The 25,622-nt window shown below is 69.4% G+C and carries 21 protein-coding genes; all 21 read right to left on the bottom strand.

The window, feature by feature from the left end:
• Positions 1-60: 60 nt before the first annotated feature.
• The 21 genes from bcsZ to gspG all read right to left on the bottom strand — a co-directional run bounded on the left by bcsZ (position 61) and on the right by gspG (position 25,620).
• Positions 61-1,194: a cellulose synthase complex periplasmic endoglucanase BcsZ gene (gene bcsZ / locus C1922_RS03320; protein WP_108748491.1), complete on the bottom strand. Its 1,134-nt coding sequence runs from the start codon at positions 1,192-1,194 to the stop codon at positions 61-63.
• Positions 1,178-4,759 (bottom strand): cellulose synthase complex outer membrane protein BcsC, encoded by a 3,582-nt coding sequence (gene bcsC, locus C1922_RS03315; protein ID WP_108748490.1) that lies wholly within the window; start codon positions 4,757-4,759, stop codon positions 1,178-1,180. The genes bcsZ and bcsC overlap by 17 nt, the downstream gene beginning before the upstream one ends.
• Positions 4,759-7,134, bottom strand: a complete 2,376-nt coding sequence (gene bcsB, locus C1922_RS03310; RefSeq protein WP_108748489.1) for a cellulose biosynthesis cyclic di-GMP-binding regulatory protein BcsB — start codon at positions 7,132-7,134, stop codon at positions 4,759-4,761. Before bcsB ends, bcsC begins: the two co-directional genes overlap by 1 nt.
• The gene (bcsA, locus tag C1922_RS03305; protein ID WP_108748488.1) at positions 7,131-9,755 is read right to left on the bottom strand and encodes a UDP-forming cellulose synthase catalytic subunit; all 2,625 of its coding nucleotides are present in this window, start codon (positions 9,753-9,755) and stop codon (positions 7,131-7,133) included. Before bcsA ends, bcsB begins: the two co-directional genes overlap by 4 nt.
• Positions 9,755-10,513 carry a cellulose biosynthesis protein BcsQ gene (gene bcsQ, locus C1922_RS03300; protein WP_108748487.1) on the bottom strand — a complete coding sequence of 253 codons (759 nt, stop codon included), beginning with the start codon at positions 10,511-10,513 and terminating at the stop codon, positions 9,755-9,757. The genes bcsA and bcsQ overlap by 1 nt, the downstream gene beginning before the upstream one ends.
• The gene (gene bcsR / locus C1922_RS03295; RefSeq protein WP_108748486.1) at positions 10,510-10,686 is read right to left on the bottom strand and encodes a cellulose biosynthesis protein BcsR; all 177 of its coding nucleotides are present in this window, start codon (positions 10,684-10,686) and stop codon (positions 10,510-10,512) included. The genes bcsQ and bcsR overlap by 4 nt, the downstream gene beginning before the upstream one ends.
• Complete coding sequence (bcsG, locus tag C1922_RS03290; protein WP_108748485.1) at positions 10,686-12,314, bottom strand: cellulose biosynthesis protein BcsG; 1,629 nt, start codon at positions 12,312-12,314, stop codon at positions 10,686-10,688. Before bcsG ends, bcsR begins: the two co-directional genes overlap by 1 nt.
• Positions 12,311-12,490 carry a cellulose biosynthesis protein BcsF gene (gene bcsF / locus C1922_RS03285; protein ID WP_108748484.1) on the bottom strand — a complete coding sequence of 60 codons (180 nt, stop codon included), beginning with the start codon at positions 12,488-12,490 and terminating at the stop codon, positions 12,311-12,313. Before bcsF ends, bcsG begins: the two co-directional genes overlap by 4 nt.
• Positions 12,487-14,019 carry a BcsE family c-di-GMP-binding protein gene (locus C1922_RS03280; RefSeq protein WP_108748483.1) on the bottom strand — a complete coding sequence of 511 codons (1,533 nt, stop codon included), beginning with the start codon at positions 14,017-14,019 and terminating at the stop codon, positions 12,487-12,489. Before C1922_RS03280 ends, bcsF begins: the two co-directional genes overlap by 4 nt.
• A 201-nt stretch (positions 14,020-14,220) precedes the next feature.
• Entirely contained in the window at positions 14,221-15,408 is a 1,188-nt protein-coding gene (pncB, locus tag C1922_RS03275) for a nicotinate phosphoribosyltransferase (protein ID WP_108748482.1), read from the bottom strand.
• 72 nt (positions 15,409-15,480) lie between these two features.
• Entirely contained in the window at positions 15,481-16,320 is an 840-nt protein-coding gene (locus C1922_RS03270) for a glycosyltransferase family 2 protein (protein WP_108748481.1), read from the bottom strand.
• On the bottom strand, positions 16,317-17,171 hold the full coding sequence (locus C1922_RS03265) for a glycosyltransferase (RefSeq protein ID WP_108748480.1): 855 nt from the start codon (positions 17,169-17,171) through the stop codon (positions 16,317-16,319). Before C1922_RS03265 ends, C1922_RS03270 begins: the two co-directional genes overlap by 4 nt.
• Positions 17,172-17,905: 734 nt before the next feature.
• The gene (gene gspD / locus C1922_RS03260; RefSeq protein WP_108748479.1) at positions 17,906-20,110 is read right to left on the bottom strand and encodes a type II secretion system secretin GspD; all 2,205 of its coding nucleotides are present in this window, start codon (positions 20,108-20,110) and stop codon (positions 17,906-17,908) included.
• A gap of 9 nt (positions 20,111-20,119) precedes the next feature.
• A complete protein-coding gene (locus C1922_RS03255; RefSeq protein ID WP_108748478.1) occupies positions 20,120-20,917 on the bottom strand; it encodes a general secretion pathway protein GspN in 798 nt (265 codons plus the stop codon).
• Positions 20,914-21,630, bottom strand: a complete 717-nt coding sequence (gene gspM, locus C1922_RS03250) for a type II secretion system protein GspM (protein ID WP_108751465.1) — start codon at positions 21,628-21,630, stop codon at positions 20,914-20,916. Before gspM ends, C1922_RS03255 begins: the two co-directional genes overlap by 4 nt.
• On the bottom strand, positions 21,611-22,771 hold the full coding sequence (locus tag C1922_RS03245; protein ID WP_108748477.1) for a PilN domain-containing protein: 1,161 nt from the start codon (positions 22,769-22,771) through the stop codon (positions 21,611-21,613). Before C1922_RS03245 ends, gspM begins: the two co-directional genes overlap by 20 nt.
• Positions 22,768-23,631, bottom strand: a complete 864-nt coding sequence (locus C1922_RS03240) for a general secretion pathway protein GspK (protein ID WP_108748476.1) — start codon at positions 23,629-23,631, stop codon at positions 22,768-22,770. The genes C1922_RS03245 and C1922_RS03240 overlap by 4 nt, the downstream gene beginning before the upstream one ends.
• Complete coding sequence (locus tag C1922_RS03235) at positions 23,628-24,263, bottom strand: type II secretion system protein J (protein WP_108748475.1); 636 nt, start codon at positions 24,261-24,263, stop codon at positions 23,628-23,630. Before C1922_RS03235 ends, C1922_RS03240 begins: the two co-directional genes overlap by 4 nt.
• A complete protein-coding gene (locus tag C1922_RS03230) occupies positions 24,260-24,679 on the bottom strand; it encodes a prepilin-type N-terminal cleavage/methylation domain-containing protein (RefSeq protein ID WP_108748474.1) in 420 nt (139 codons plus the stop codon). The genes C1922_RS03235 and C1922_RS03230 overlap by 4 nt, the downstream gene beginning before the upstream one ends.
• Positions 24,676-25,170: a GspH/FimT family pseudopilin gene (locus C1922_RS03225; protein WP_108748473.1), complete on the bottom strand. Its 495-nt coding sequence runs from the start codon at positions 25,168-25,170 to the stop codon at positions 24,676-24,678. The genes C1922_RS03230 and C1922_RS03225 overlap by 4 nt, the downstream gene beginning before the upstream one ends.
• A 6-nt stretch (positions 25,171-25,176) precedes the next feature.
• Positions 25,177-25,620: a type II secretion system major pseudopilin GspG gene (gene gspG, locus C1922_RS03220; RefSeq protein WP_108748472.1), complete on the bottom strand. Its 444-nt coding sequence runs from the start codon at positions 25,618-25,620 to the stop codon at positions 25,177-25,179.
• Positions 25,621-25,622 lie beyond the last annotated feature (2 nt).

The following is a 25,622-nucleotide window of genomic DNA, read 5'->3' as shown; positions in this document are numbered from 1 at the left end:
GGCTGCGGCTGGGGTCAGATCCCTTTGCGGCGCAAAGGGCTCTGACCCCGCGTTGTGCCCCTACCAACGCGGCTGCAGGCGGCCGTCGGCGGCGAAGCGCCAGCGGCCTTCCATCCAGCCGCGGCCGAACAGGGTAAGCATCTGCGTGTAGTAGGCCGGCTCGGCGCTGCGTTGCTGTTCCACCGTTGGCAGGCTGGCCAACAACGCCTGCGCCTGCTGTGTTTCGCCCTGCGCCTGAAAATACGGCAGCAGCGCGGCACGGAACCCGTAATTGCCTTCGCCCTGCCCTTGCCCGCTGCGGGTATCCACCTTTTCCCACATCGCGCTACCGCTGCGCAGGCGCTGCAGCGGGCCAGACAACGCCTGCAGCTGCGGCCGGAACAGCGGGTCGCGCGCGGCGGTCATGCCGGCCCAGGCATAGCAGCGGATGGCATCGTAGCCGCCCACCGGGCCCTTCACCGGATCCACCACGAACGCGCCCTTGCGCCAGGCCGCCCAGTCCGGCGCGAAGCCGTGCGGGCTGGTCTGCTGCAGCAGCGCCACCGTGTTGCGGGCCAGCGCCTGCCACGGCCCCTGCTTGTCCACGGCGGCGAAGCGCCGCAGCAACGGCAATGGCAGGTAGCTGGGATTGACCCGCGTGGCGTCATCTTCGATGAACCCCTGCGGGCCGGGCAGCAGCATCGCCCCCAGCCCATCCAGTTCGACGATTTCGCGCGCACGCACCTGCGCCAGCATGCCCTGGCCGATCACCTGCAATGCCGGCCGCCGCCACAGCCGCGCGCCTTCCAGCAGCGCGTAGGCCAGCCACAGATCGGAATCGGAGGCGGGGTTGTCGTCCAGCACGCGCCAGACGCCCTTGCCATCGCGCCCCCACAGCCAGGCCGGCAGGCGCGCGGCCATGTCACCGCCGGCCAGGTTGTCCTGGGTCCAGGCCAGCACCCGGTCGAACAAGGCCTGGTCGTTGTCCACCAGGGCAAAGAACAGCGCATAGGACTGCCCTTCGGACGTGGTGCGCTGGTCGTCCTGGCTGCGGTCGATCATGCGCCCGTCGCGGCTCAGGCTGCTGGCCAGCAGTACCTGCCAGGCCGGCCAGCGCGGCGCGGGCTGCGCATGCACGCCGGCATGGGCCAGCAGCGGCAGGGTCGCGGCCACCTGCAGCAGGCGGCGGCGCTGCGGATCAGCGGAATTCGCCATAGGGCACCAGCGGGGACACCGGCAACGGCAGGTTGCCCTGCCACGGCTTCAGGGTATAGCGCAGATACAGCTGGAAAGTGTTCGGCGAAAAATCGCGGCTGCGCTGCAGCGTACCGGCCGCGCCCAGCACGAAGTGGTCGCCCAGGCGCCGTTCCACCGCCGCGTACAGGCGCGAGCCAGTACCGCTGCTGCGACCACTGCTGGTGTACAGGCCATCCGGGTCGAGCGTGAGCGGGCCGTACTGCGGCTCCAGCTGGGCGATCACCCGCTCGATCAGGGCCTGGTCGGGATAGCGGCTGATGGATGCAGTGCGTGCACTGGACACGCTGAAGGACGCATCCACGCGCAGCGACCAGTTGTCGCTGCGCCAGGCGAAGCTGGCGGGCAGGCTGAGCGAGGCATAGCGCTGCGGGCTGTAGTAACCGGCCTGCCCCAGCGAATAACCGCCCAGGTCTTTCTGGTAACGCCAGTACATGGCCGTGGTGCCCACGTCCAGGCGCATGTCCGGGCGTTGGATCAGCTTGTGGTACCAGCCGGCCATCGCCCGGGCGCGGGTGTTGTCTTCCACGTTGCGACCGGTCAGGCGGTGCCAGCTCCAGTTTGACCAGATGCCGTTGCGGCCACCTTCGTCGTAGCCCAGGCTGAAGGTCACGCCATTGGCGGTGACCCCGCCCCAGGCAATGCCACTGCGCGGGTCCACGGCGCCGGCCTGGGACAGCAGTGAATTGGTCATCGGCCGGCGCGACACCGTGGCGCCCCAGCCCAGCCGGCCCAGGTCACCGTTCAGGGTGACTCCACCCAGCCAATTACCCACCACGTAGTTGGACGGGGTATGGCCCAGGTCGATGTTCCAGCGGTCGTCCAGGGTGCGCCAGCCCACGGCGAAACCGGCACCGGAAGTGCGCCGCTGGTGCACGAAGCGGCTGCAGCCGGGCGCGCGCAGTTCCGTGCCATCGGCCTGCAGCAGATCCAGATCGCAGCTGCCGAAATCTTCGTCGAAGGTGCCATCGTCGCCGGTCTGGAACCGGCCCGCATCGAAGTGCACCTGCTCGATGCGCGCCCAGCCCAGGCCACCGGCAAACGGTGCGTCCAGGTGGGCGATGCGGGTGTCACGCGAGAGCCGTGACAGGCCCGGCGTGCCATCGCTGCGGCGGCCGGAATCCTGCATCACCGTCAGCGTTGGGTTCTGCTGCTGGTACAGCGTGTCCACGTCGCTGCGCAGGCTGCTGCGCAGCCAGTCATCGCCCCCGGTCTGGCGGCTGGCCAGGGTGAGCGCGCGGTTGTCGCGCGGCGTCGCCTGCGCCGGGGCCAGCAGGCCGTTGTCGGCCATGGCCTGGGCATACATGTCCAGCGCCTGCTCGGGGTCGTCGGCACGCACCAGCCGCGCCGCATCGCGCCAGGACTGCGCATCGGCTTCGGTCTTGCGCGCCAGCAGCCCGCGCAGGATCTGCAGCGCGCGCGCATTCTCATGCAGGTCGGTCCAGATGCCGGCCAACTGCCGCTGCTGGCCCAGCGCATCGTCGGCCACCTGCGGCGGCGCGTCGTGCATCTGCTGGCGCGCACGCGGCAGATCGCCCTGCGCGATCCACGCCTGCACCTGGCCCAACTGGGCATCCAGGTTGTCCGGTTGCGCGGCCAGCACCTGCTGGTAGTAATGCAGTGCCTGTGCCGCATCACCGCGCAGGCGTGCCCATTCGGCCAGCAGCAGGTCGTTGTCGGCACTGGGTGGTTGCTGCTGCAGCAATGCGATGGCTTCGGGCTCGCGGCCCTGCGCGCGCAGCTCCCACAGGTGTTCCACCAGTTGCTGCCGCTGCAGGCGCTGCGACAGCGCGCGCATGTCATCGTCCCAGCGCTCGCGCGGCACGCTGTCCAGCACCGCCAGCGCCTGCGGCAGGCGATCGCTGCCGGACAGGTACAAGGCCTGCGCATAGCGCGCTTCGCTGCTGTCATTGCGCGCGGCCATGTCGGCCACCACCGCATCGGCGTCGTCGTCGCGGCCAGCGCTGCGCAGTTCATTGCCCAATGCATAGGCCAGCCACGCATCGCCGGGCAGCTCCTGGCGCAACTGCTGGCCCAGACTGATTGCAGTGGCGGCATCGCCGGCGGCCAGCGCCTGTTCGCGGCGCTCGCGCAGCCGGCTGATCTGCAGTTGCCTCAGGTCTTCGGCATACAGTTTCTGCTGCGCGGCCGGCAACGAATGAATGAAGCTTTCCAGACGCTGCGGATCGGTGCGCCCATACAGCTGCACCAGCTTGCGGATCACATTGGCATCGCGCGGTGCGCGGCGCTGCGCGGCCAGCAGCAGGCGTTCGGCGCCGGCATCGTCGCCACGGGCCACGGCCACGTCCACCAGCCCCAGCTGTGCATTGATCTCACCGGGTTGCTGGCGGCGCGCACGCTCGTACAGCGCCTGCGCCTGATCCACGCTGCCACTGGCCAGTGCCGCTTCGGCCTGGTCCAGCAGCAGCCAGTAACGCGTACTGGCCAGCAGGTCGGTCCACTTGTCGGTGCTGTCACCGGCCGGCGTGGCCTGCACGGCACGCTGGAAATAGCTGATGGCCTGTTCGCGGCGCCCCTGCCGCATCACCGCCATGCCCAGCCCGCCCAGGAATTCGGCTTCGCGCGGGTAGCCGCGCAGCGCCTGCACGAACGCCCGCTCGGCCTCGGCATTGCGCTCGCGATCCAGCAGCTGCTGGCCGCGCAGGCCGGCTCGCCAGGCCGGATCGCTTACCCGCTTGTGCTGGTCGGCATAGCGCTCGCGCACCAGCGCGATGTCGTTGAAGTTCGGATTGCGGGTGATGAAGGCCTGCAGCCGGCGCACATTGGCATCGTCGGCCGGCTGGTCCTGCAGGAAGTCCCATTCGGCATCGGCAGCCAGCGTGCGCGCTTCGGGGTTGCGCCCCATGCGCTCCAGCGCGGCCAGCGCCTCGGCATCGCGACCAGCGGCGAACAGCAGCTGCGACAGCGTCTGCAGCAGCGCGGTATTGCCCGGATAGCTGCGGTCCAGCGCACTCAGCTCGCGGATCGCCAGCGCGCGGCCATCGGCCTGCGCGCCGCGCAGGCGCCAGTACTCCAGGCCCAACTGCAGGCCGGGCGGATCGTCATTGAACAGGCGGCGATAGATCACCAGTGCTTCGTCGCTGCGGCCACCGGCGGCGAACAGCCGCGCCTGCTGCAGGTCCTGCTGCAGATCGCCACGGTACGCCCGCCACAGGCGCTCACCGGCGACCAGTTCGCGGCTGCCCGCACCCAGCTGGCGCAGGCGCTGCAGGGTGGCATCGGCGTCGGCCATCTTCTGCTGCGACAGCTGCACTTCCAGGATCGCCAGCAGCGTGCTGCGGTCATCCGGGGCCAGCATGCGCAGCCGCGCCAGCGCGTCTTCGATCAGGCCCTGGCGGCCGCTGGCTTCGCCAATGCGTACCTGTTCCAGCAGCCATTGCCGCTGCTCGGCCACGGTGCCGCCCGGCGTGGCCGGCAGCGCCTGCGCCTGGCACGCGCCAACGCCGGCCAGGCCCAGCAGGACCAGGCCGGAGGCGGCGACCAGCGGATGCCGCGCGCGTGCCATCAGTGGTCCGGGCCCAACCGCTTGGCAGCCACCCAGCGCAGTGCGCGCCACAGCAGGAAGGCGACCATCAGCACCACCACCGTTGCCAGCACCGCCAGCAACGCCGGGTGGTCGGCCAGGTGATACCAGAGCAGCAACCACCACGGCAGCGAGCCGACGTAGTAGTGCTCGCCCACGAACTGGCTGTGGATGCCCGAGGTGCGCAGGATCGCCACCGAACCGGCGATGGCCTGGCGCTTGCCGGTGTCACTGAGCGCATCGTCCAGCAGGCCGTAGTCGGCCGCGCCACTGGCAGCCAGCGAGACGATGCTGCGCTGCGCGTGGTGGGGCGACTGCAGGCCGACGATGGCGGCGAACGGTGCATCGGCAGTCACCGCCACTTCGGTCACCGCCGGGTCACCCTGGCGGCTGCCACGGCGGGCCTGTTCCATTGCCTGCTGCGGCGACGGCGACTGGCCGTTCAACAGGCGCGTGCGCTGGGCGTCGATCAGCAGCGAAAGCTGGTCGCTGCCGCGCAGCTCATCGGGCAGTGCGCCCAGCATCAACAGGTCCGCGTCCAACGTGCTGGCCTGCTTCCAATCGTTGGACAGGCGCAGCCCGTAGGCGGGGTAACCGGTCTGCACGCCCAGCCCGCCCACCAGGTTCAGCAACAGGGTGGCCTGCGCTTCGCTGGCCTGCGCCGGCACCAGCACCACCGTTTCAGACAGATCGGCCATGCGGGTGAAGGGGAAACCGCTGAGTGCGAACGCGGACAGGTCCGGCAGGCCCATGTAGTGGTGGAAGCCGGAGAAATCGATGGTCGAATCTTCTTCGATCGCCGCCTGCAGGTTCGGCGGCAGCACGGTCTGGCAATGGTCGCGCTGGGCACTGCCCATCACGCTGGCGAAGTTGAAATCGAAGCGCAGCTGGTTGCGGTCGCCCAGCTTCAGCGACGGAATCAGCAGACGCCCCGCGTCGGCACCGGCATCACCGGCCAGTACCGGCAGGCGGATTTCTTCCAGGCCCTGCTTGCCGTTGCGGCGCACCAGCGGGAAGCTGGAAATGAACTGGTCGTTGATGGCCACGCCCAACCGCGATTCGTCGCTGCCGAACGGCGGCGTGTAACGGTAGCGCAGGTTCAGCGGGATGCCCTGGTTGCGCCAGATGAACAGATCCGGCGGCAGGTTGAGGTTGAGAGTAATCGGCTGCGGCGCCACGCCGTTGGCGTGCAGCTGCTGCGGGTAATCCAGCAGTTCACCCAGGCGCACGGCACGGTCGGTGCGCACCCAGTTCGGCGCGTCGTACGGCTTGCGCGGGGCCAGCGGCTTGATCTGGTCAATCGCTACCTGCTTGCCGCGGAACAGCACGTTGCCCGCGGCCATTGCAGCCACGGCCTTCTGCAGGTCATCGTCGTTGCGGCCCAGCACCAGCAGCAGCTTGCGCTGCGGGTCGTCCGGCAGCGCCATCAGTTCCACCACCGGGCCCTGCACCGGCGCGTGGTTGGCGATCACCGGCGGGAACTTGCCGTTCACTGCCAGCACCACGGCATGGCCCTTGTCCGGGAGCGCACCGAAGCTGACCGGGAAGCGCGCCTGCCGCCACCAGCCGGCCAGGCTGCCGAAGTACGAGGCCATGATCGCGCCGGCACGCTGCTGCGCCAGGGTCGGCGCGGTGCCGTAGACCACCGGCAGTTCCAGCCGCGCGGTGTCGCGCGGATCGAAGAACGGCAGCGGGAAGTTGGCCAGGTCGTCCTGCATGGCCAGCGGCTGGCCGCCCAGGCGCAGCGTGCTGTTGCTGGATACATTCACCCACAGCGAACTGTGAGTGGGCTCTTCGCAGATATCGGTGTAGTGGCCGACGAACTCCAGCCGCACCTGGTTGAAATCGGCGATCAGGCGCGCGTCCAGCGGCAGCTTGGCCTGCACCGGGCGCCCCAGCTGGTCGTTGCTGATCGGCACCACGCCCATCATCGCGTCATTCAGATACACCCGCAGATGCGACAGCGTCGGCAGCAGCGACGGCGACGGGGTGAAGCTCAGGTCCAGCTCGGCTTCGCGCGCCAGGCGATCGCGGCGCACCTGGAATTCCAGCGTGGTGGTGTTGCGCACGCCCGACAGCAGCACATCCTGGCGGCGGCCCAGCTCGGCAAAGGTGCTTTGGCGCTGCCACGGCCAGGCACTGCCCGCCCAGGTTTCGGCCTGCGCCGGTTCCGGCCGCGGCGCGGGTACCACGGCGGCATTCACCGGCGTGGGTACCGCCACCTGCGCCGGTGCGGTGTCAGGCGTGGACCCGGTGGTCGCGGGCAGGCGGGCCGGCGCGGGGGCACTGTTGCCCGAAGCGACCGGCAGGGCCAGCAACGGCAGCAGCAGCCAGCGCAGAGGAGAGGAAATGCTCATGGACGAAGCCCTGGGTCAGCGGCTGGGTCAGCCGGGTGGGAGGGAAGCGGACGTTGCGGAGCGAAGCTGGCCATCCAGCGCAGCAGGCGCCGGCTCCAGTGCACGGGCCGGTCGAGGTCGAACGGGGCGAAATCGCCCATCCGCCGGTAACCCCGCCAGCCCAGCACCAGCACACTCCACAGGCTGCGCGGCAGGCTCTTGGGCTGGTAGCCGGCATGCCAGTCAAGCCAGGCATCGGCGCGGGCGAAGGTGCATTGGGCGAATTCCACGCGCTGGCGTTCGCTGTCGAACTGCAGCAGCAGGCCCAGGCGGTGGCCCATGGTGCGCTGCACGCGCGCCGGGAAAGCAAACTCGCGGCGGCCACGGCCCAGCAGCACGTGCACCCGCGCACCCTCGGCCAGGCCGGGGTCGTTGCCCAGCTCCACGCCCACGCCGTCGTTGGAATAGTCCTGCAGCACGCCGCGCAGGCGACGCCCATCGGGCACCTGCAGGGCCATCGGCAGGTGCGTGGTGACGCGGTGCGTGCGCCGCACCTGCTGCACTTCGGCGGCTACCGCCAGCGCGCCGCCGATGATCAGCAGGTTGTACAGCACCCACAGCGAACTGACGATCACCGTGCCGCGCTCATCGACCGGGCCGTGCATGAAGCGCCAGACCGCGAAGCACAGGCCGGCCACGTTCAGCAGCGCCAGCACCAGGTATGGTCGTGCCACGCGCCAGTCGAAGCGGTCGCCATCCTGGGTGCCGCCCTTGTCGGTCACGTTGAACTTGCCGCGGCCGGGGCTGAACAAGGCCACCGTGGTCGGCCGCGCGATGTACCAGGCAAGCACGGTCTCGTACACCTCGCCCCAGAACGGGCGACGGTACTTGCCCTGGATACGCGCGTTGGTCAGGCTGGCATGGGCCATGTGCGGCACCACGAACAGCAGGATGGCCAGTGCCGGCGCATAGATGATGTAGACGTGCAGCAGCAGGAACGCCAGCGGCGCGGTCAGGAACACCAGGCGCGGAATACCGGCCAGGAAGTGCAGCATGGCGTTGGCGTAGCAGAACCGCTGGAACAGGCTCAGGCCCTTGCCGATCAGTGGATTGTCGATGCGGAAGATCTGCACCATGCCGCGTGCCCAGCGGATGCGCTGGTTCACGTGCGCGCCCAGGCTGTCGGTGGCCAGGCCCGCCGCCTGCGGAATGCGCAGGTAGGCCGAGTTCCAGCCATTGCGGTGCAGCCGCAGCGCGGTGTGCGCATCTTCGGTGACGGTTTCGGTAGCGAAGCCACCAATGGCATCGATCGCCTCGCGGCGGATGACCGCACACGAACCGCAGAAGAAGGCGGCGTTCCACAGGTCATTACCGTCCTGCACCAGGCCGTAGAACAGCTCGCCTTCGTTGGGATCGCTGCGGAACACCTGCAGGTTGCGTTCGAACGGGTCGGCCGAGAAGAAGTGGTGCGGGGTCTGCACCAGCGCCAGCTTGGGATCGCGGCCGAACCAGCCGCAGGTGACCTGCAGGAACGAACGCACCGGCAGGTGGTCGCAGTCGAAGATGGCGACCAGTTCACCGTCGATCAGCGTCAGCGCATGGTTCAGGTTGCCGGCCTTGGCGTGGCGATTGTCGGTGCGGGTGATGTAGTTCACCCCGGTCTGTTCGGCGAATGCGCGGAATTCCTCGCGCTTGCCGTCGTCCAGGATATGGATGCGCAGCTTGTCGGCCGGCCAGTCCAGGCCCATCGCGGCGTAGACCGTATGCCGCACCAGCGACAGGTCTTCGTTGTAGGTGGGAATGAGCACGTCGACGGTGGGCCACTGCCGTACGTCGGCCGGCAGGGGGGCCGGGCGCCGGCGCAGCGGCCAGGCCACCTGCACGTAGCCCAGCATCAGCACCAGCCAGGAATAGGTTTCGGCAGCCAGCAGGATCAGGCCACAGACCAGGTCGAAGGTGCTGTTCCAGTTCAACGTGGCGGTGTAGCGCCACCACAGGTAACGGCAGGACACGGTGATCGACAGCACCACCAGCACCAGGGTGGCGTAGCGCCCCTGCATGCGCCGCACCAGCAAGGCGATGGCCCAGAGCAACAGCACGAACACGAACTGCGCCAGGTAACTGAAGGGCTGGGTGACGCACAGCAGCGCCAGCCCCAGGGTGGCAACACCGATGGCGGCCGTCACCCAGCGCCGCGCGCGCGGCGACAGCGCGCGCGCGCGCTCGCCGGCCCAGGCCATGAACCGGCTGTTCCACACATCCTTGGGGGCATCGCGCATGGTGCGCAGGTAACGCACGTGGCCGCGACCGGCCGCGCCGCGCAGTTCGGCGATGCGCTGCTGGCGTGCGCGCGCCAGTCGCTGCCGGCGCAGCGATCGGCGCGGCACCAGGCGCACCACCGACAGCCACAGCGCCTGCACCAGCAGACGGATCGGGTCACCCGGGCGCCAGCGGCGGTCGCCCTGCAGCTGCGGGAAGGCGGCGCGCAGCCGTGGTGCCAGGCCCTGCCAGGCGGGTCCTTCCAGGCGCAGCAGCGCCCAGCCCAGGGCCTGCAGCAGCCACAGCACCGCGCGGGTCGGCCAGGCCGCATGCACGCGGTGGCGCAGCCGCCCCCAGTCCAGGTAATAGACCCGCTGGCTCATCATCGCCGGCCAGCCTCCGCCTGTCGCAGGCGCGCCGCTTCCGCCAGGCACCACAGGGCCAGCCCCTGCACATCGGCAGCGGCCAGCGAATCGGCCGCATGCTGGCCCAACGGCTGCTTGCTGGCCAGCGCCGCCGGCACCTGCGCATCCTCGTGCAGCGGCTGCGGCAGCAGGCCGGCGCCATGGCTGTGCAGCCACAGCTGCATCAGGTCGCGCTGCACCTGCACGGCCGGGTCGTAGCGGTTCACCAGCAGGCGCCGGCCGTCCTCGCGCTGGCGGTGCAGCTGCACATGGCTGGCCGGGTCAACGCAGGCCAGCCGCAACGGCAGGCGGCAGGCGGCGTGGGTGTTGATGGCCGCCGCATGCGCGGGCAGGCGCTGCGGCAGATCGAACAGCACGCAGTCAAACTGTGCCGACAGCGTGGGCAGGCGCTCGGCCCAGGTCTGCGGCGCTGCCGCCAACGCGTGTTCCAGCTGCAGGGCTTCGCTGGCATCGACCTGGCCATAGGGCAGCACGGCCAGCCCGGCTGCGCAGGCAAATGCCGCCGCGCGCCAGTCAGCGCCGTCCAACTGCGCGCGGCCCCAGCCGGCGCGCTCGCCGGCGGCCAGGCCCAGGTGCAGGCCCAGCATCTGGTCCGGGCTCATTTCCACCAGCAGCACACGCTGGCCCTGCGCATGCAGCGCCTGGCCCAATGCAGCCAGCACCGTGGTCACCCCGGTGCCGCCGCGCACGCCCTGCAATGACAGGGTCAACGTCATGGCAGGCGCTCCAGCTCGGCCAGCAGCGGCCAGCGCGCCAGTGCCTGGGCGCGCTCGTTGTTCGCGGAAAAATCCACGTACCGCATGTCCGGCATCGCCAGGCTGCGGCGCAGCAGGTCGATGTCGTCCTCTTCCACCGACAGGGTGGCAGGCACCGCCAGGATGTCAGCCATCAGCGCTTGTCCTCCGGGTAGGGGCTCCAGGTCTGGCTGCCCTGCAGCTGCAGCCACGGCTTGCCGTCGTAATCGATGACCTTGGCGCCTTCGTTTTCCGAAACCGATGGGGTCTGCGGCAGGCCCTGCAGCAGGCTGTTCCAGTCCCGGTCGGCCGGCGGCGACTGCGCGTTCAACGCATACACGCGCGACACCAGTTCGGAAATGGCGAGGAAACTGCTGGGTTCGGGCACGTGGCGCGGGCCACCTGCGGCCGGCGCGCCCATGCCGACCAGCTTCACCCCCACCGGCACATGGGTGATGGACGGGCTGGGAATCTCGCGCATGCCCGGAATCTGCATGCGATCACCGTGCAGGGCCGCGCCATGCTCGGGCACGACCACGATCATCGCGCGGCGCCCGCTCTTTTCCACCGCATCGACGAAACCGGCCATGTCGCCCAGCACCATGTTCGCGCGCGCTTTGTAATCGGCGGCAGCGGCACGGCCATCGGCGCCGACGATGCGGTTGCCGTCGTGCAGCGAGATGGTGTTGTAGAACAGGGCCACCTGCGGGCTGGATTCGGCCTGACGCTGTTTCAGCCAGCCCATCAGCACGTCACCGTCGCGGCGCAGCGGCGACTTGTCGAACGCCACCAGTGCACGCGGGAAGCCGCTGATATCCATCGGCTTGGCCTGCAGGCCACCGTAGCGCGACAGTTCGCCGATGAAATCATCGAAGTGGCCGTCGTGGTTCATCGCCAGTTCGCTCTGGAAGCCCAGCCGCTGCAGGTTGGAGAACAACTGGCATTCGGCCGGCACCGGGTCGAACAGCGCGGTATGCGAGGTCTGGCCGCAGCTGGCGCGCAGCAGGCGGATCGCCGCCGGGCCGCTGTAGGCGGTAGCCGAATTGAAATCGTCGAACACCACGTCCATGTGGTCCAGCAGGTTGTTCTGGCGCAGGCCGACTTCATCCAGGTCGCTCCAGGCCAGCGAGCAGATGTTGAGGATGATGACGTCGAACGGTGCGCCGCTGGCCGGCGCCGGGAACGTGGTCTTCAGCGTGGCCTGCTGCTGGTAGAAGCTGGCCAGCCAGGCGTTGAGCGTATCGTTGCTGGCCGGTGCCAGCGCGCGCGTGGCTGCGCCGCCGGTGCCGGTGGCCGCCACCGCCTGGCCCTGCCCCCAGTTCCAGCCCGCCGGCAATGGCAGGGCCAGCACGGCCATGCCGAGCATGCCCAGCACGCTCAGCGTGGTCACCCGCAGCCACGGCTTCAGCAGTACGTAGCCCACCACCAGCAGCGACAGCACCGCCACCATCTGCCAGTTGATGAAGCGCTGCGCCAGCTCCAGCCAGTAGTCGGCGGAAAAATCCAGCACGCCCGGCTGCGCCAGCAGGCGCTGGAACGGCGGCCACCAGGTGTCCTGGTAATACAGGGCCACGCCCACCGGCACCGCCACCACCGTGCGCGCAATGCGCGCCCAGCGCCAGCGCAGCGGCACCAGCAGCGCGGCCAGGAACAGCAGGTTGGGCAGCAGCTTCAGGTTGAGCGCGCCCATCCAGGCCAGCGCCACCTTGGACAGGAAATACAGGTTCCAACCGCGCAGGTCGGCCCAGGCGAAGGGCGAAGCGGGCAACGGCTGCGGGCTCATGCAGGCCTCCGCGGCGCACGCTGGCGCACGCCCACGCGGCGCAGCTGGCGCGGCGGCAGCAGGCGCTGCACGGCGCGGCGCGCCATGCGCCAGAGCGCACCCAGCATGGCGCCAAAGGGAATCATCAGTACCGCGCAGGCAACGATCAACGTCCACAGCTGCTGGTCGGTGGTCATGCATCCTCTCCCAGCCGCAGTGGCTTCGGTTCAGCAAACGTCGCCACCTGCACCGGCGCCGCCTCGGGCGTGGCGTCAGGGGGCGGCAACGGCTCGGCTTCGGGGTCGCTGCCGGTGGCATTCATCGAGGCCAGATCGTATTCGGCCAAGCGCTGGTAGCCGTCGAACAGTTCGCGCCACGGCAGGCGGAACAGATTGGACAGCGCCTGCTCGATGGCATCGCGGCGACAGCCGAACAGGAACAACCGAACCTGCCCGCGGTACACGCAGACCACATCGCCCTGGCGACGGATGCGCAGCTGCTGCAGGGTCTGTTCGGCGCGCAGGCCGGCCACCGGCTGCAGCGCCAGCACCGCGCTTTCCACGGCGCTGCCATCCAGATCGATGCGCTCGCCGGCAATCTGGCGGAAGCGGGCCACGCTGACCAGGCCACTGATCGGCGGCGGCCGGTGCGAGCGGATCAGCGGTTCCGGGTCATCGGCCAGTTGCCCCTGCCAGCGCTGGCGCTGCACGGCATCAAGCAGGGTCAGCAGGCGCGGCAGCGGCGTGTGCGCCGGCACCACCAGGCTGCCACCACACTGCAGCAGCAGGCGTTCGTCGGCATAGCGCAGGCAGGGCTGCAGCTCGCGCACCACCAGCTTCAGCGCATCGCCGCGCTCGCGGCGCAGGCGGTGCAGCAGACGGGCCAGGGCATCCACCTGCGCGTTTTCATTGATGGCCAGCACCACCGTGGCTTCGTTGGCGCGCAGCGCGGCCGGCATCAACCCCGCCCAGCCGTCGTACAGCTTCCACGCCGACGACAACGGCGGCGCGCCTTCCAGCACATCGGCCTGGGCCAGGAACAGATCACAGTCGCTGCCGCCATCACCGGCCACGCTCACCGCGTCGGTCTGGTCATCGGCGATCCGCTGCAACTGGTTGCCCACCGCTTCCACCGCGAATGCCCGCTGGGCCACCACGCCATGGCTGTTGGCCCAGTAGTGCAGCAGCAACTGCAGCGCGCCCCGGTGCGGGTGCAACTGGGCCACGCCCGCGCAGCTGCGGTTCAACGGCAGCAGGCGCGGTGCCAGGGTGGCCACTTCGCCGTGGCACAACAGCAGCAGCACCTGGCCGGCGCGCTGTGCCCACTGCTGCAACTGCTGGCACCAGCGCGCCAGGCGCGCATCGTCCCAGCCATCCAGCGCCGCCACCGGGAACTGCACGATGCTGAGCGCAGTGGCCGCCGACGAGGCGCGCGGCAGATCGCCCGGCAGGCTGCGCAGTGCCTGCTGCATGCCTGCATGCGAGCGCTGGAACAGGCGCACGCGTGCCGGCCCCTGGTCGGGCTGCAACAAGGCCAGCAGGGGTTCAACGGTGCGCCCCAGGGTCACCAGCAGCGCCTCGTGCACGTCGCTCGCGGCCGCCAGCGTGCCGGCCCCGAGCAGGTCGGCCGGCGCACTGCCGGCGGCCACGGCCCAGTACACGCCGCCCGGGCGCATCTCCACGAACTCGGCCGCAACGTCCGTCACGGCCAGCCGCGGCGGCGTCACGCCGACATCCTTTCGACAACGATCTGTAGGTTCATGGGCGGGCAGGCAGAAAAAAACTGCAGCGGAAACGATGCAATTGATGACGCGCGTCACAATTGCGTGGCATGGACGGCATGATACCGTCGATCTTCACGCTTGCGGCATCAACACATGGTCAACACGTCAACCTGACGCGCGCGCCCGAAGGCACACGCCGCTGCCTCACGCCGGTTCTGCGGGAGGAAGTTCGAACACCTGGCGCAGGTAGGCCAGGTAGCCGGGGTCATCGCACATGCTCTTGCCCGGCGAATCGCTGAGCTTGGCCACCGGCTGGCCGTTGCAGCGGACCATCTTGATGACGATGTTGAGCGGGGTCGGGCCCAGGTCGTTGGTCAGGTGCGTGCCCACGCCGAAGGCCACCTGGCAGCGGCCACGGAAGTAGTCGTACAGGCGCATGACCTTGGTGATGTCCAGGCCATCGCTGAACACCAGTACCTTGCTGCGGGCATCCACGCGGCGCTGCTGGAAGTGCGCCAGCATGCGGTCGCCCCAGTCGAACGGGTCGCCCGAATCGTGGCGCACGCCGTCGAACAGCTTGCAGAAGTACATGTCGAAGTCGCGCAGGAAGGCATCCAGCCCGACCACGTCGGACAGTGCAATGCCCAGGTCGCCGCGGTACTCGCGCGCCCACGATTCCAGCGCCGCCACCTGCGAATCGCGCAGGCGCGGCCCCAGTGCCTGGAAGGCCTGCAGGTACTCGTGGGCCATGGTGCCGTGCGGGGTCATGCCGTACAGGCGGGCGAAATGCACGTTGCTGGTGCCCACCAGCTGCGGGCCCAGCGCATCGCGCAGCAGCGGCAGCAGGCGTGCATGCCAGTCGCGCGAATAGCGCCGGCGGCTACCATAGTCTGCAATGCGGCACTGTTCGAAACCGGGGGTATCGCGCAGCAGCGCGGCCTTGGCCTGCAGGCGGCGCTCGCCCTCGGCGAAATCAGCGGTGGTGGTGTTGCGGAACCAGACTTCGTTGATGATCGCCAGCAGCGGCACTTCAAACAGGATGGTGTGCAGCCACGGCCCGGTGATGTCCAGGTCGATCTCGCCGGGCACGGTCTGCGACGGGCGCAGGCGGATGTACTTGCGGTCCAGGTGGAACAGGCCGAGGAAGTCAGCGAAGTCCGGCTTCACGAAGCGCAGGCCGCGCATGTAGTCCAGCTCGGCATCGGTGAAGCGCAGGCTGCACAGATGGTCGATTTCTTCATCGATCTGTTCGATGTAGCGCGCCAGGTCGATACCGGGGTTGCGGCACTTGAACCGGTACTGCACCTGGGCGCTGGGGTACTGGTGCAGCACCGCCTGCATCATGGTGAATTTGTACAGGTCGGTGTCGAGCAGGGACTGGATGATGGCCATGACGCCATTATGCGCCCGATCAGGTGAATCGCGTTCCCGCAATCGGGCAAATACCCCGCCCCTGCCCGGCGGTCACAACGCCTTGCGCAGCAACCGGGGGACCAGCATCAGCGCATGCGCCCAGATCGCGCCCCATACCAGCCCGCGCACCGGCCACGAGCGCTGCTTCGCCTCGAACTTGCTGAAGTAGCGCCACAGGCCACGGTGCTTGTGCCATTCCACGAAGAACGGCCGCGAGCGGCTGGAAACCCCACGCACGTGGGTAACCTGCAGATCGTTGGCGATGGCCACTACCCCGCCGGCATCGCGCACGCGGCGGCACAGGTCCAGGTCTTCGGCATGCAGCCGGTACCCCGCATCCCAGCCGCCGATACGGTCGAACAGGGTGCGCGGCATCAGCAGCAGCGCGCCGGACAGGGCCGGCACCACCTGCAGCGTCTGCTGCGGATCACGCGGAATGGCCAGCCGGCCACCACGGCCCGGCGAGCGCAGCATGGCCAGGAAATCCGGATCGCGGCGGCGCACGGCATCGTCGGCCTGGCCCTGCTCGTCCACCTGCTCCACCCCCAGCAGCGCATCCCCCAGGCCTTCGGCACGCGTGCGCAGCGCGGCCAGGGTGTCCGGCTCGACCATCAGGTCCGGGTTGATGAAGGCCAGCCAAGGACTGTGCGAATCGGCCACGCCCTGGTTGTTGGCTGCGGCGAAGCCGGGGTTGTCCGGATTGCCGATGAAGCGCACGCGCGCGTCGTGGCTGGCATGGCGCTGGATGATGTCCAGCGTGTCGTCCAGCGAGCCGTTGTCGATGACCCGGATTTCGGCCACGTCCTGCGCCTGGCGCAGCCGCGACAGGCAGGCATCGATGGTGCTGCCGCTCTGGTAGGTCACAACGATGGCGGCAATGGCGGACGTCAAGCGGGCAACTCCGGCGAAGGTGGTGGGGCGAACAGGTCGCCCTGCCCGCGCGGCATTATCGCCTGCTGCAGCTGCTGTTGCAGATCCTGGCGCAACCCGTGCAGCGGGTCGTGCATCAGGAAGTCGGCCAGCCGCGGCATCCAGCCGGGCCAGCGCGCCGCCAGTGCTTCCAAGTCGCCTTCGCGGCTGGGCGCTTCGCCGGCGCGGCTGACGAAGGCGTTCTCGCACAGCACGTTGCGCCAGCCCAGGCCTGCCATGCGCAGGCTCAGGTCCACCAGCGCGGCGTTCCAGCCCAGGTAGCTGTCCACGTCCAGGCCACCCGCGCGGCGGCGCGCGTTGCCTCGCACCAGCACCGCATGGGTCACCGCCGAAGGCAGTTCCGGGTGCAGGCTGGGCAAGGCGGCGCAGGTGTGGGCCAGCAGGACCGGATCAGCCGGTTCCGGATTGATCTCGCCCAGCCGGGGCCAGGCGGCGGTTTCGCCGGCGTTGCACCAGGGCGTGGCGGTGGCGATGGCGGCATCGCGGGCGAAGCAGGCCTGCAGCTGTTGCAGCCAACCGGGGGCTGGCACGCAGTCGGGCGCGAGCACGGCCACATCCAGCCCTTCGCAGGCCCGCAGCATTTCATCCAGGTGGGCCACTTCGCCCAGCGGTCGTGCGCGACGGGTGTATTCGGCCTGCAGCGGTGTATGTGCCAGCCAGTGTTCGACCACCGCCTGCGCACGCGGCCCGGCCTGTGCATCGTCGGCCAACCAGACGGCGGTACCGGGCGCGGTACCGGCATCCAGCGCGGCCAGGCAGCGGTCCAGTACGGCATCGTCCACGCCCAGCGGCAACAACACGATCGCCCCCATCCCGCCTCCGTGGTTGTCGTTGGGCGAAGGGTAGCACTGGCCGGGTTGCACCCGGCACCCGCAGAAGCCAGAGCCAGAGCCGGAGCAACAGCAGAAGCTGGGTTGCTGGGGGATGGCGGGGTGGGTCCGGTTGCGGGGGACGCCGTAAATACGTCCATGTAGGCTTGGCCGCGGCATCCATGCCGCGGACACCCCCGCAACCGGACCCACCCCGCCTTCGACAGTTGGCCGCGATCTGCCCGAACGGCGCTCTACCTCGGTAGGTGTCGACCTTGGTCGACACGGATGAATTCATTCGATATCTGACAGATGTGTCGACCAAGGTCGACACCTACCAACAGCCGCGCGGAACGACAGGCGCCGTACAGCCGCGTAAATCTGTCAGAGGTGGGGCGGTGTCGGAGGGCGGGGTGTCAGCCGCATGGATGCGGCTGCCAAGCCTACAAGGACGTACTTGCGGCGTCCCCGCACTCCCACACCGTCCCGCCCCCCCCCCCCCGGAATGCCCGCTTTTGCCGTTGCCGTTGCCTTGAAGCGGGTGCAGGGCCGCAGGCCCTGCCGGCCTTACCACTGAGGGCGGGGTGTCAGCCGCATGGATGCGGCTGCCAAGCCTACAAGGACGTACTTGCGGCGTCCCCGCACTCCCACACCGTCCCGCCCCCCCCCCCCGGAATGCCCGCTTTTGCCGTTGCCGTTGCCTTGAAGCGGGTGCAGGGCCGCAGGCCCTGCCGGCCTTACTTCTTGCGGGCGCCGGGGGCGATCGGCTCCATGGCGCGGAAGCGGCTGCTGTATTCGTCGGTCAACGCGCGCGCTTCCTGGCCGTTGCGCACGATTGTCGGGGTCAACAGCACGATCACTTCCGAACGACGGCTGTTGCGCGTCTTGCTGCCAAACAGCGCACCCACTACCGGAATCCGGCTCAGGCCAGGAATGCCGTTGTGGCCATCGGTGCCCGAATCGGTGATCAGGCCGGCCAGCATGATGGTGTCGCCACTCTGGATGGCCGCTTCCGTGGACAGCTTGCGGGTGGAAATGCGCGGGTTGCACTGGGTGCGGGTCGGGTCGCAGTTGGCCGCCACTTCGCCGGCGCTGCTCACTTCCTGCACGATGTCCATGAACACCGTGCCATCGCGGGTCACCCGCGGGCGCACCTTCAGGATCACGCCGGTGTCGATGTACTGCACCTGGCTGTAGGTATTGTCGGTGCCCACGCCGGTGTTCACCGACACCGTGCTGATCGGCACCTTGTCACCCACGTTCAAGGTGGCTTCGGCGTTGTTGCGCACGAAGATCGACGGGGTCTGCAGCAGGCGCAGGTCGGTGACCTTGTCCAGCGCGCTGACCACCGCGGCGGCGTTCTTGCCCAGGAAGGTCCAGCCCAGCCCCTCGCTGCCGGTGATCGCGCCGGCGAAGGTGCCCCACACGTTGCGGCCCAGGGCGCTGGGCAGGGTGGCATCGCCGGTGGCGCCAGGGAAGGTCTGGCCCTGCACGGCGTTCTCGAAGTACCAGTTCACGCCGTAGCTCAGTTCGCCCTGCAGCGAAACTTCGGCCACCTGCGCTTCGATGTGCACCTGCAGCGGCATGACGTCCAGCTTCTCGATCACTTCGCGGATCGACCGCCAGGCCTGCGGGGTGGCGCGTACCAGCAGCGCATTGGTTTCTTCCACCGCCGAAACGCCAACGGTGTCGCCTTCCACGTCCAGGCTGACGCTGATGTTGCCTTCCTGGCGCTGCGGCAGGTTCATGGTGCTGGCCATGCCGCTGCTGCTGGAACCGGTGCCGCCCAGCGTGCCGCTGTCGGTGCGGGTGTCGGTCTGGCCGGTGCTGTCCAGCTGCATCGGCTGCGCGCCCGGGGCCAGCGTGGTGGCACCGCCGCGGTTGTTGCGGTTGTTGCTGCTGGCAAACGCTTCGGACAGGCGCTGGGCCAGGTCACGGGCCTTGATGTAGCGCAGTTCGTAGGAAAACAGGCGGGCGCTGCCACCAGCGGTATCGATGCGGTCCAGCCACTGCTGGATCTGGTCCAGGTAGCGCGCCTGCGGGGTGATGACCAGCACGGCGTTGGCGTTTTCCAGCGGCAGGAAACGCAACATGCCGGCGCTGGGCGTCTTGCTGTCTTCGCCGAAGACTTTCTCCAGATCGGCAGCGACCTGTTCGGCCTTGCCCGACTGGATCGGGAACACGCCCACCGACATGCCCGACAGCCAGTCCACGTCGAAGATCTCGACGGTGTGCAGGTAGTTTTCCAGCTCGGCGCGGGTGCCGCCCAGGGTAATCACGTTGCGCCCGGTATCGACATTGACGATGGCGTTGGGCCGCGCGTACGGCTCCAGCACCTTCTTCATTTCGCTGGCGGAAATGAACTGCAGCGGCACCACCCGCACCTCGAAGCCGCGGGCGCTGGAGGCCGGTGCGGTACTGGGCGCGACGGTGCCGGCCAGGGCCTGGTCGGCGGCGACGATGTTGTAGCGGCCGCCGCTGTAGACCATGCGCGCGTTGTTCCAGCCCAGCACCATTTCCAGCAGGTTCAGTGCCTGTGCCGGCGACACCGGCTTGGGCGTGGCCAGGGTGACCGTGCCCTGCACGCCCGGTGCGATCACGTAGTTCTGGCCCAGCATGTCGCCGAGGATGGCCTTGACCACCGCGTGTACCGATTCGCCCTCGAAATTGAAGGTGGCACTGCCGCTGCTGGCGGTATTCAACGCCGGCGCAGGCGCGCGCGCCGCTTCGCGGTTGATCATGGTGCCGCTGCCACGACGGATGACCGCCTGCGGCGCGCCGCTCTGGCCATCACCTTCGGCCACCTGCGCATCGGCGGCGGCCTGGCCGGCTGGCGGCGTGGGTTGCGGGTTGCCGTTGCGCTGCACGTGCGGGCCGGACACCGTGGTGCAGCCGACCAGCAGCGCAAGGAGGAACGAGGAAGAAAGGAAACGCAGGTTCATGCATTCACTCTATCGGTTGGTGCCATCGCCCGTGGGCGGCGACGGTTGTTGCTGCTGTTGTTGCTGCTGCAGCTGACGGCGACGGGCCTGGATGCGTTCGCGGATGGCCTGCATCTGCGCTTCGCTGGGACCGTTGGCATTGGTGTTGGCGGCGGACGTGCTCTGCGCCGCCGGACCGGCAGTCGCGGAGGCCGCCAGATCGACCGGGCGCTGTGCGCTGCTGTTGCTGCTGCTGGCCGGGCTCGGTGGCGGTGGCGGCACCACCACGCCTGCCGGCGGCACCGCGCCGTTGGCCCCGCGCAGCACGGTCGGCGGTTCACCGCCCTGCCCGTTGAAAGTGGCAAGTTCCAGCACCTGGTTGCCCGACGGGCCGATGACCGTGGCCTGGCGCGGTTCGAGCGCGACCAACTGCCAGCCGTCCACGGCCTCGCCGTTCAGGCGCAGGCGCAGCGAACGGTTCTGCTCGGTGGTGAAGGTGGCCATGCTGAAACTGTCGGTCAGCAACACGCCGGTCAGGCGCAGGGCGGCACTGGCGGCCGGTTCGCTGCCGCCCAGCAGATACGGGCGCGGGCGCCGGTCTTCGGCGAACAACGGGCGTTCGCTGATGGCGCTGTAACTGTCGGCCGCGGCCATGCGTTCGGGAGCCAGTGGCGGCAGCGAGGGCAATGCGGCGGCACGGCCGGCATCGTCCGGGCCCGCTGGCAGGCGGCTGCCCAGGCCGAAGCCAGTGGCCAGCCACAGCGCGCCTGCCCAACCCGCCACGGCCAGCAGCAGCCCCGTGCGCAGGGGTAGCGCATCAAGCTTCATTGGGCGCCCTCCCCTGCATCGGAATCGGCAGCAGCATCGGCCGCGACATCCGCGGCCGGCTCAACCGGAGCAGCTGCTTCCGGTGCAACGACCGCAGCGTTGGCAGCCGCCGGCGCTGCGCTGTCGGCCGCCGCGCCGGGCAGCAGATAGCCGGCCAGCTCGAAGGACACATCCAGGCCCAGGCCGGATTCATTGGCCGACTGCTGGAACCGCTGCGCGATCAGGTTCAGGTTGTCCACGAACAGGCGCGGACTGCCGGTTTCCAGGCTGTGCAGTACGGTGGCCAGTTCGGCCACGCCACAGCGCAGCCGCACCTGCATGGCCACGCGCACGAATTCGGCATCGCGTCGGTTGTCGGTCAGCGGCGTGCGGTTGCTGATCGTGCAGCTGCGGTTGCCCGGGCTGGCCATGGCCACCGCATCCTGCAGCCGTGCGCCCAGCGCGGCGGCAGCCGCCTCGGCAGTGGCTTCGCGCAGGAAGCCGGGGCGCTGTTCCAGCACCTGGCGGGTTTCCTTCAAGCGTTGTTCGATCTGCGGCTGCTGCTGCAGCTGCGCCTGCACGCGCTGCTGGCGTTCGCGCAGCGCGGCCACGTCTTCGTTGATGGCCAGCAGCGGCTGGGTGAACCAGGGGTGCACCAGCAGCAGGTAAGCCACGCCCAGCACGGCCAGCAGCAGGGCCAGCGCCAGCCAGCGGTCACGGCGCGGGTTGGGCATCGGCATCGGCCGCCTCCTTGCGTGCAGCGGGGGCGGCGACGGGTGCGGCCGGCAACGGCTGCAGTTCGGCGGTCAGGGTGAAGCGGTCGCGGCCACTGCTGGCGCCGTCGGCCTGCAGCACGCCGGTCAGATTCACCTTGCGCCACTGCGGCGCATCCTGCAGCAGCGCGACCAGTTGCGATGCCTGCCCACTGAGCCCGATCAACTGCAGGCTGTTGTTCTCGATCGCCAGTTTTTCCAGATAGGTGCCGTCGGGCAGGCGCCGGGTCAGCTCAGTCCACAGTTCCACCGTGGTGGCACGCTGGCTGCGCTGCTTTTCAAGGAAGGCGGCGCCGTCGATCAGCGCCTGCAGCTGGCTGCGTTCGCTGGCCACGCCGCGGGCACTGCGGGCGCTGCGCTCGACCTGTTCGCGCAGAGCGTCGGCGGCGTCGCGCCGGTTATCCAGCAACTGCAGCGCGGCCAGCACCAGCATCATCAAGGCTGCGGCCGCCAACAGCAGGTTCCAGCGACGGCTGGGATCCACGCGGCGCTGGCGCTGCGCCGGCGGCAGCAGGTTCACCTGCAGTGTGTGGCCGTGTTCGTCGATGGCATCCACGCCAGCCAGGGCATCGGCCCAGTCACCGGCAAGGCTGCGCCAGGTGTCCAGCTGGCGCAGCGGCCAGGCGACCAGCTCCAGCTGCAGCAGGCCGTCGCCGGCCGTGCCCAGGGCGCGCACGTCATAGCTGACCTGGCTGGCTTCGAAGGGTGTCTGCCGGTCGATTTCATAGCCCACCACGGCGTGCAGGCGATCGGCGGCGGCGCTGGGCAGGCGCAGGCTGCGGCGCAGCACCTGTGCCACCGGCAGCAGCCAGACGCGCGGCAGGCGCCGCAGGCGCGGCTCCAGCACGCGGTCCAGATCAGCCGGCGCCAGCGGCCACGGCAGGCGCACCACGCGTTCGGGGCCCGCGCTGCCATCACGCCAGACCTGCACCTGGTCGCCATCGCGCTGCAGCAGCAGGCGTGCCTGCGACCAGCCCAGCGCCCACTGCCAGCGTGCCGGCACCCAGGCCAGCAACGATTGCCGCCACCAGCGCAGGAAATGGCCGACGCCAGGGCCGATCCGGCCCTGCACCTGCCGCACGCTGTCCTGCCATGCTGTCATCTTGCTGCCATTCCCTGCTCCCAGCGAAGCACTGTGTAGGTCTGGCCGGGCACTCCGCCCGAGCCGTTGCGTACCACCGCCTTCAGAACCGACTGGCGTCCACTGCCGTCGATGGCGCGGCACTCGATACTATAGGTGCCGCTGCCGCTGGCAAGGGTTGACGTGCCCGCACCTGAATCTTCGTCACGCTCCTGCTGGGCCCGTTGCGCCAATACCTGCTCGGCGTCCAGCCCCAGCGCTGCCAGAACCGGGGCGGTGGCGAAGCGCGGATCGGGCCGCGCCATGCGGCTGTACAGGGTGATGTGCGGCAGCATGGCCTGGTACAGCGCCGCGCGCATGCCCAGCACCCGCTGCAGTTCGCCCAGGGTTTCAAAGCGCTTGTTGCGCGGGCCATACGGCAGGCCGGCCGCTGCGTAGTCGGGCGCTTCGGCGCCGCCACCAGGCTGCTGCAGGCTGTCCTCATCGCGCCAGTCGATGATGGCCCCGGCCAGCCGCTGCGCATCGTCGGGGCTTTCGCCCAATGCCTTCAGGAAGGCGGTAAGCAGCACGGCGTCGGCGACATTCAGATTGATCTTGCCGTTCTCGTCCACCACGCGGATATCCACGCGGGCATCGTCGAACTGCCACCGGTAGGTGCGGCCGTCGGCCTGCCAGGCCGGGCGCTGCGGATCGGCGCGCAGGCGCATCAGCGCATATTCCAGGCCGGCTCGTGCGCGTTCCTGCCCGCGCCCGTCGTCATCCAGCACCCGCTGCTGCAGGTGCTCGACCCGGGCGGTCAGCGCGAATGCGCCCACCAGAGCGGTCATCAGCGCGATCAGCCACAGCACCAGCACCAGCGCGGCCCCGCGCTGGATCCTCATCGGATGCCTCCGGCGGCACCACCGGCACGCAGGGCGACTACCAGCGGTGGCCAGGCCGGCCCGCGCGCGGGGCGCACCTGCACTTCCACCAGCAGCGGCAGGCGGCGGGTATCGTCCCAGCGCAGCAACCAGTCGGTCATCTGGCCACTGGCGGCATCCACGCCGCGGTAGCGCAGCTGCACATCGCGCAGGTGCTCGACCAGCACTTCCGGCGCGCGCGGCGGGGTTTCCGGCAGCTGTTCGCCTTCCTGCAGCAGCACCAGGCCCAGCAACAGGCGGCGCTCGCCGGCCTGGCCATCTACCTGCAGCGCATGCAGGTAAGGGCCTCCGCGGCCCAGGTAGCCAGGCAGATCGGCCACGAACTGCATGCCGCTTTCGTCACCACTGAAGTACACCGGCTCGCGGGTGGGGTCGGGTACTTCCATCGGACTGCGCAACGCCGCGCTCAACTGCCGCCGCAGCAGCCCCTGCACCGCGCGCATGCGCTCGCTGTCGGCGGCGATCTGTTCGCCACGCTGGCTGACCGCCATGGCCGAACGCACGCTGGCAAAGGCCAGCGCCAGGCCGCCGGCCAGCAGCACCGTGGCCAGCATCACTTCCACCAGGGTGAAGCCGCGTGCCTGCCGTTTCACCGTGCACGCTCCAGGTCCGGCGGCAGCAGGCGCAGACTGCGCCAGCGCAACTGCTCGCGCGCACCATCGCCCCAGCGCACCTGCAGTTGCAGTTCGGCCAGCCAGGGCGCGCCGGGGGAATCGGCGACCGGCACGTTGCCCGCGCGCGGTTCCACCCAGGGCTGCACCTGCAGTTCCCAATGGAAGCGCCCCTGCTCCCACTCACCCTGCTGGCGCCCGGCCTGCAACGGTTCCTCCACCCCGGCGGCGGCCAGCAACGATTGCGCATGCAGCACCGCGCGGGTGCGCAGCTCGGCATCCTTCACCTGCCGCGCGCCGCCGGACAGGCTGCCCAGCAGCAAGGTCAGCGCCAGGCCCAGCAGGGCGAAGGCCACGATCACTTCCAGCAGGGTGAAGCCACGCGCGCGCCGTTTCATTGCGCCTGCCACGGGCCGGAACGTACTTCGCCGGTCAGCCAGCCCACGTCGATGCGCCATTCGGCGCTGTCGCGCTGCAGGCGGATGCGGCCACCGCTGGCACCGCCATCCGGATGGAACTCGATCACACCCTGCCCTGCGCCAGTGGACAACTGGGCGGCGCCTTCGAACTGCACCTGCAGCGTTTCCGGCAACGTGCCCTGGCGCTGGTTGGCACCGGTCCAGCGGTGCTGCGCCGGTTCGATCACGAACCGCTGCGGCTCGCCCCGCGCGATGGCCTGGGCGCGCACCATGCGCAGCTGGTTGGCGATGTCCTTGCCGGCACTGCGCAGCTGCATGCCAGCAAAGCCACGCGACAGACCGGCGGCAGTGATCAGGCCGATGGCGGCGATCAACGCGATCACCAGCAGCATTTCCAGCAGCGACAGACCCGCTGCACGCCTGCCGTGCAGGCGCGGGCGGGGCAACCGGCGCGGCAGGATGCGGGTCATGCAGGCTTACGGCTCGTAGCGGATATCGGCATCGACGCTGCTGCCGCCCTGCTTGCCATCCTTGCCCAGGCTGATCAGATCGTAGGGCTGGCCTTCACCCGGTGCGCGGTATTCCAGCGCGTGCCCCCACGGGTCGTTCAGATCGGCCGCCTTGGCGTACGGGCCCAGCCAGCCACCGGTACCGGCCGGGGCGTTGATCAGGTCTTCCAGCGTGCCCGGCAGCTTGCCGGTATCGAGCTGGTAGTTGTCGATCTTGGAAGCCACGGTCTGCACCTGCGCCTTGGCAATGTTGGCCTTGCCGCGGTCGGCGCCGCCCAGCACGCGGCTGGCGACCAGGGTCAGCACCGCGCCGATCAGCACGATGACGATGATGATTTCCAGCAGGCTCATGCCCGACTGGTGGCGGGCGGCGGTGAAGGAAAGGCGGATCGGTCGACGGGAAGCAATCATGG

Origin of the sequence: Stenotrophomonas sp. ZAC14D2_NAIMI4_7 (genome assembly GCF_003086675.1) — a bacterium.
Classification (GTDB): domain Bacteria; phylum Pseudomonadota; class Gammaproteobacteria; order Xanthomonadales; family Xanthomonadaceae; genus Stenotrophomonas.
The sequence above is the reverse complement of the archived record's forward strand: the minus strand, read 5'-3'. Positions and strand labels throughout refer to the sequence as shown.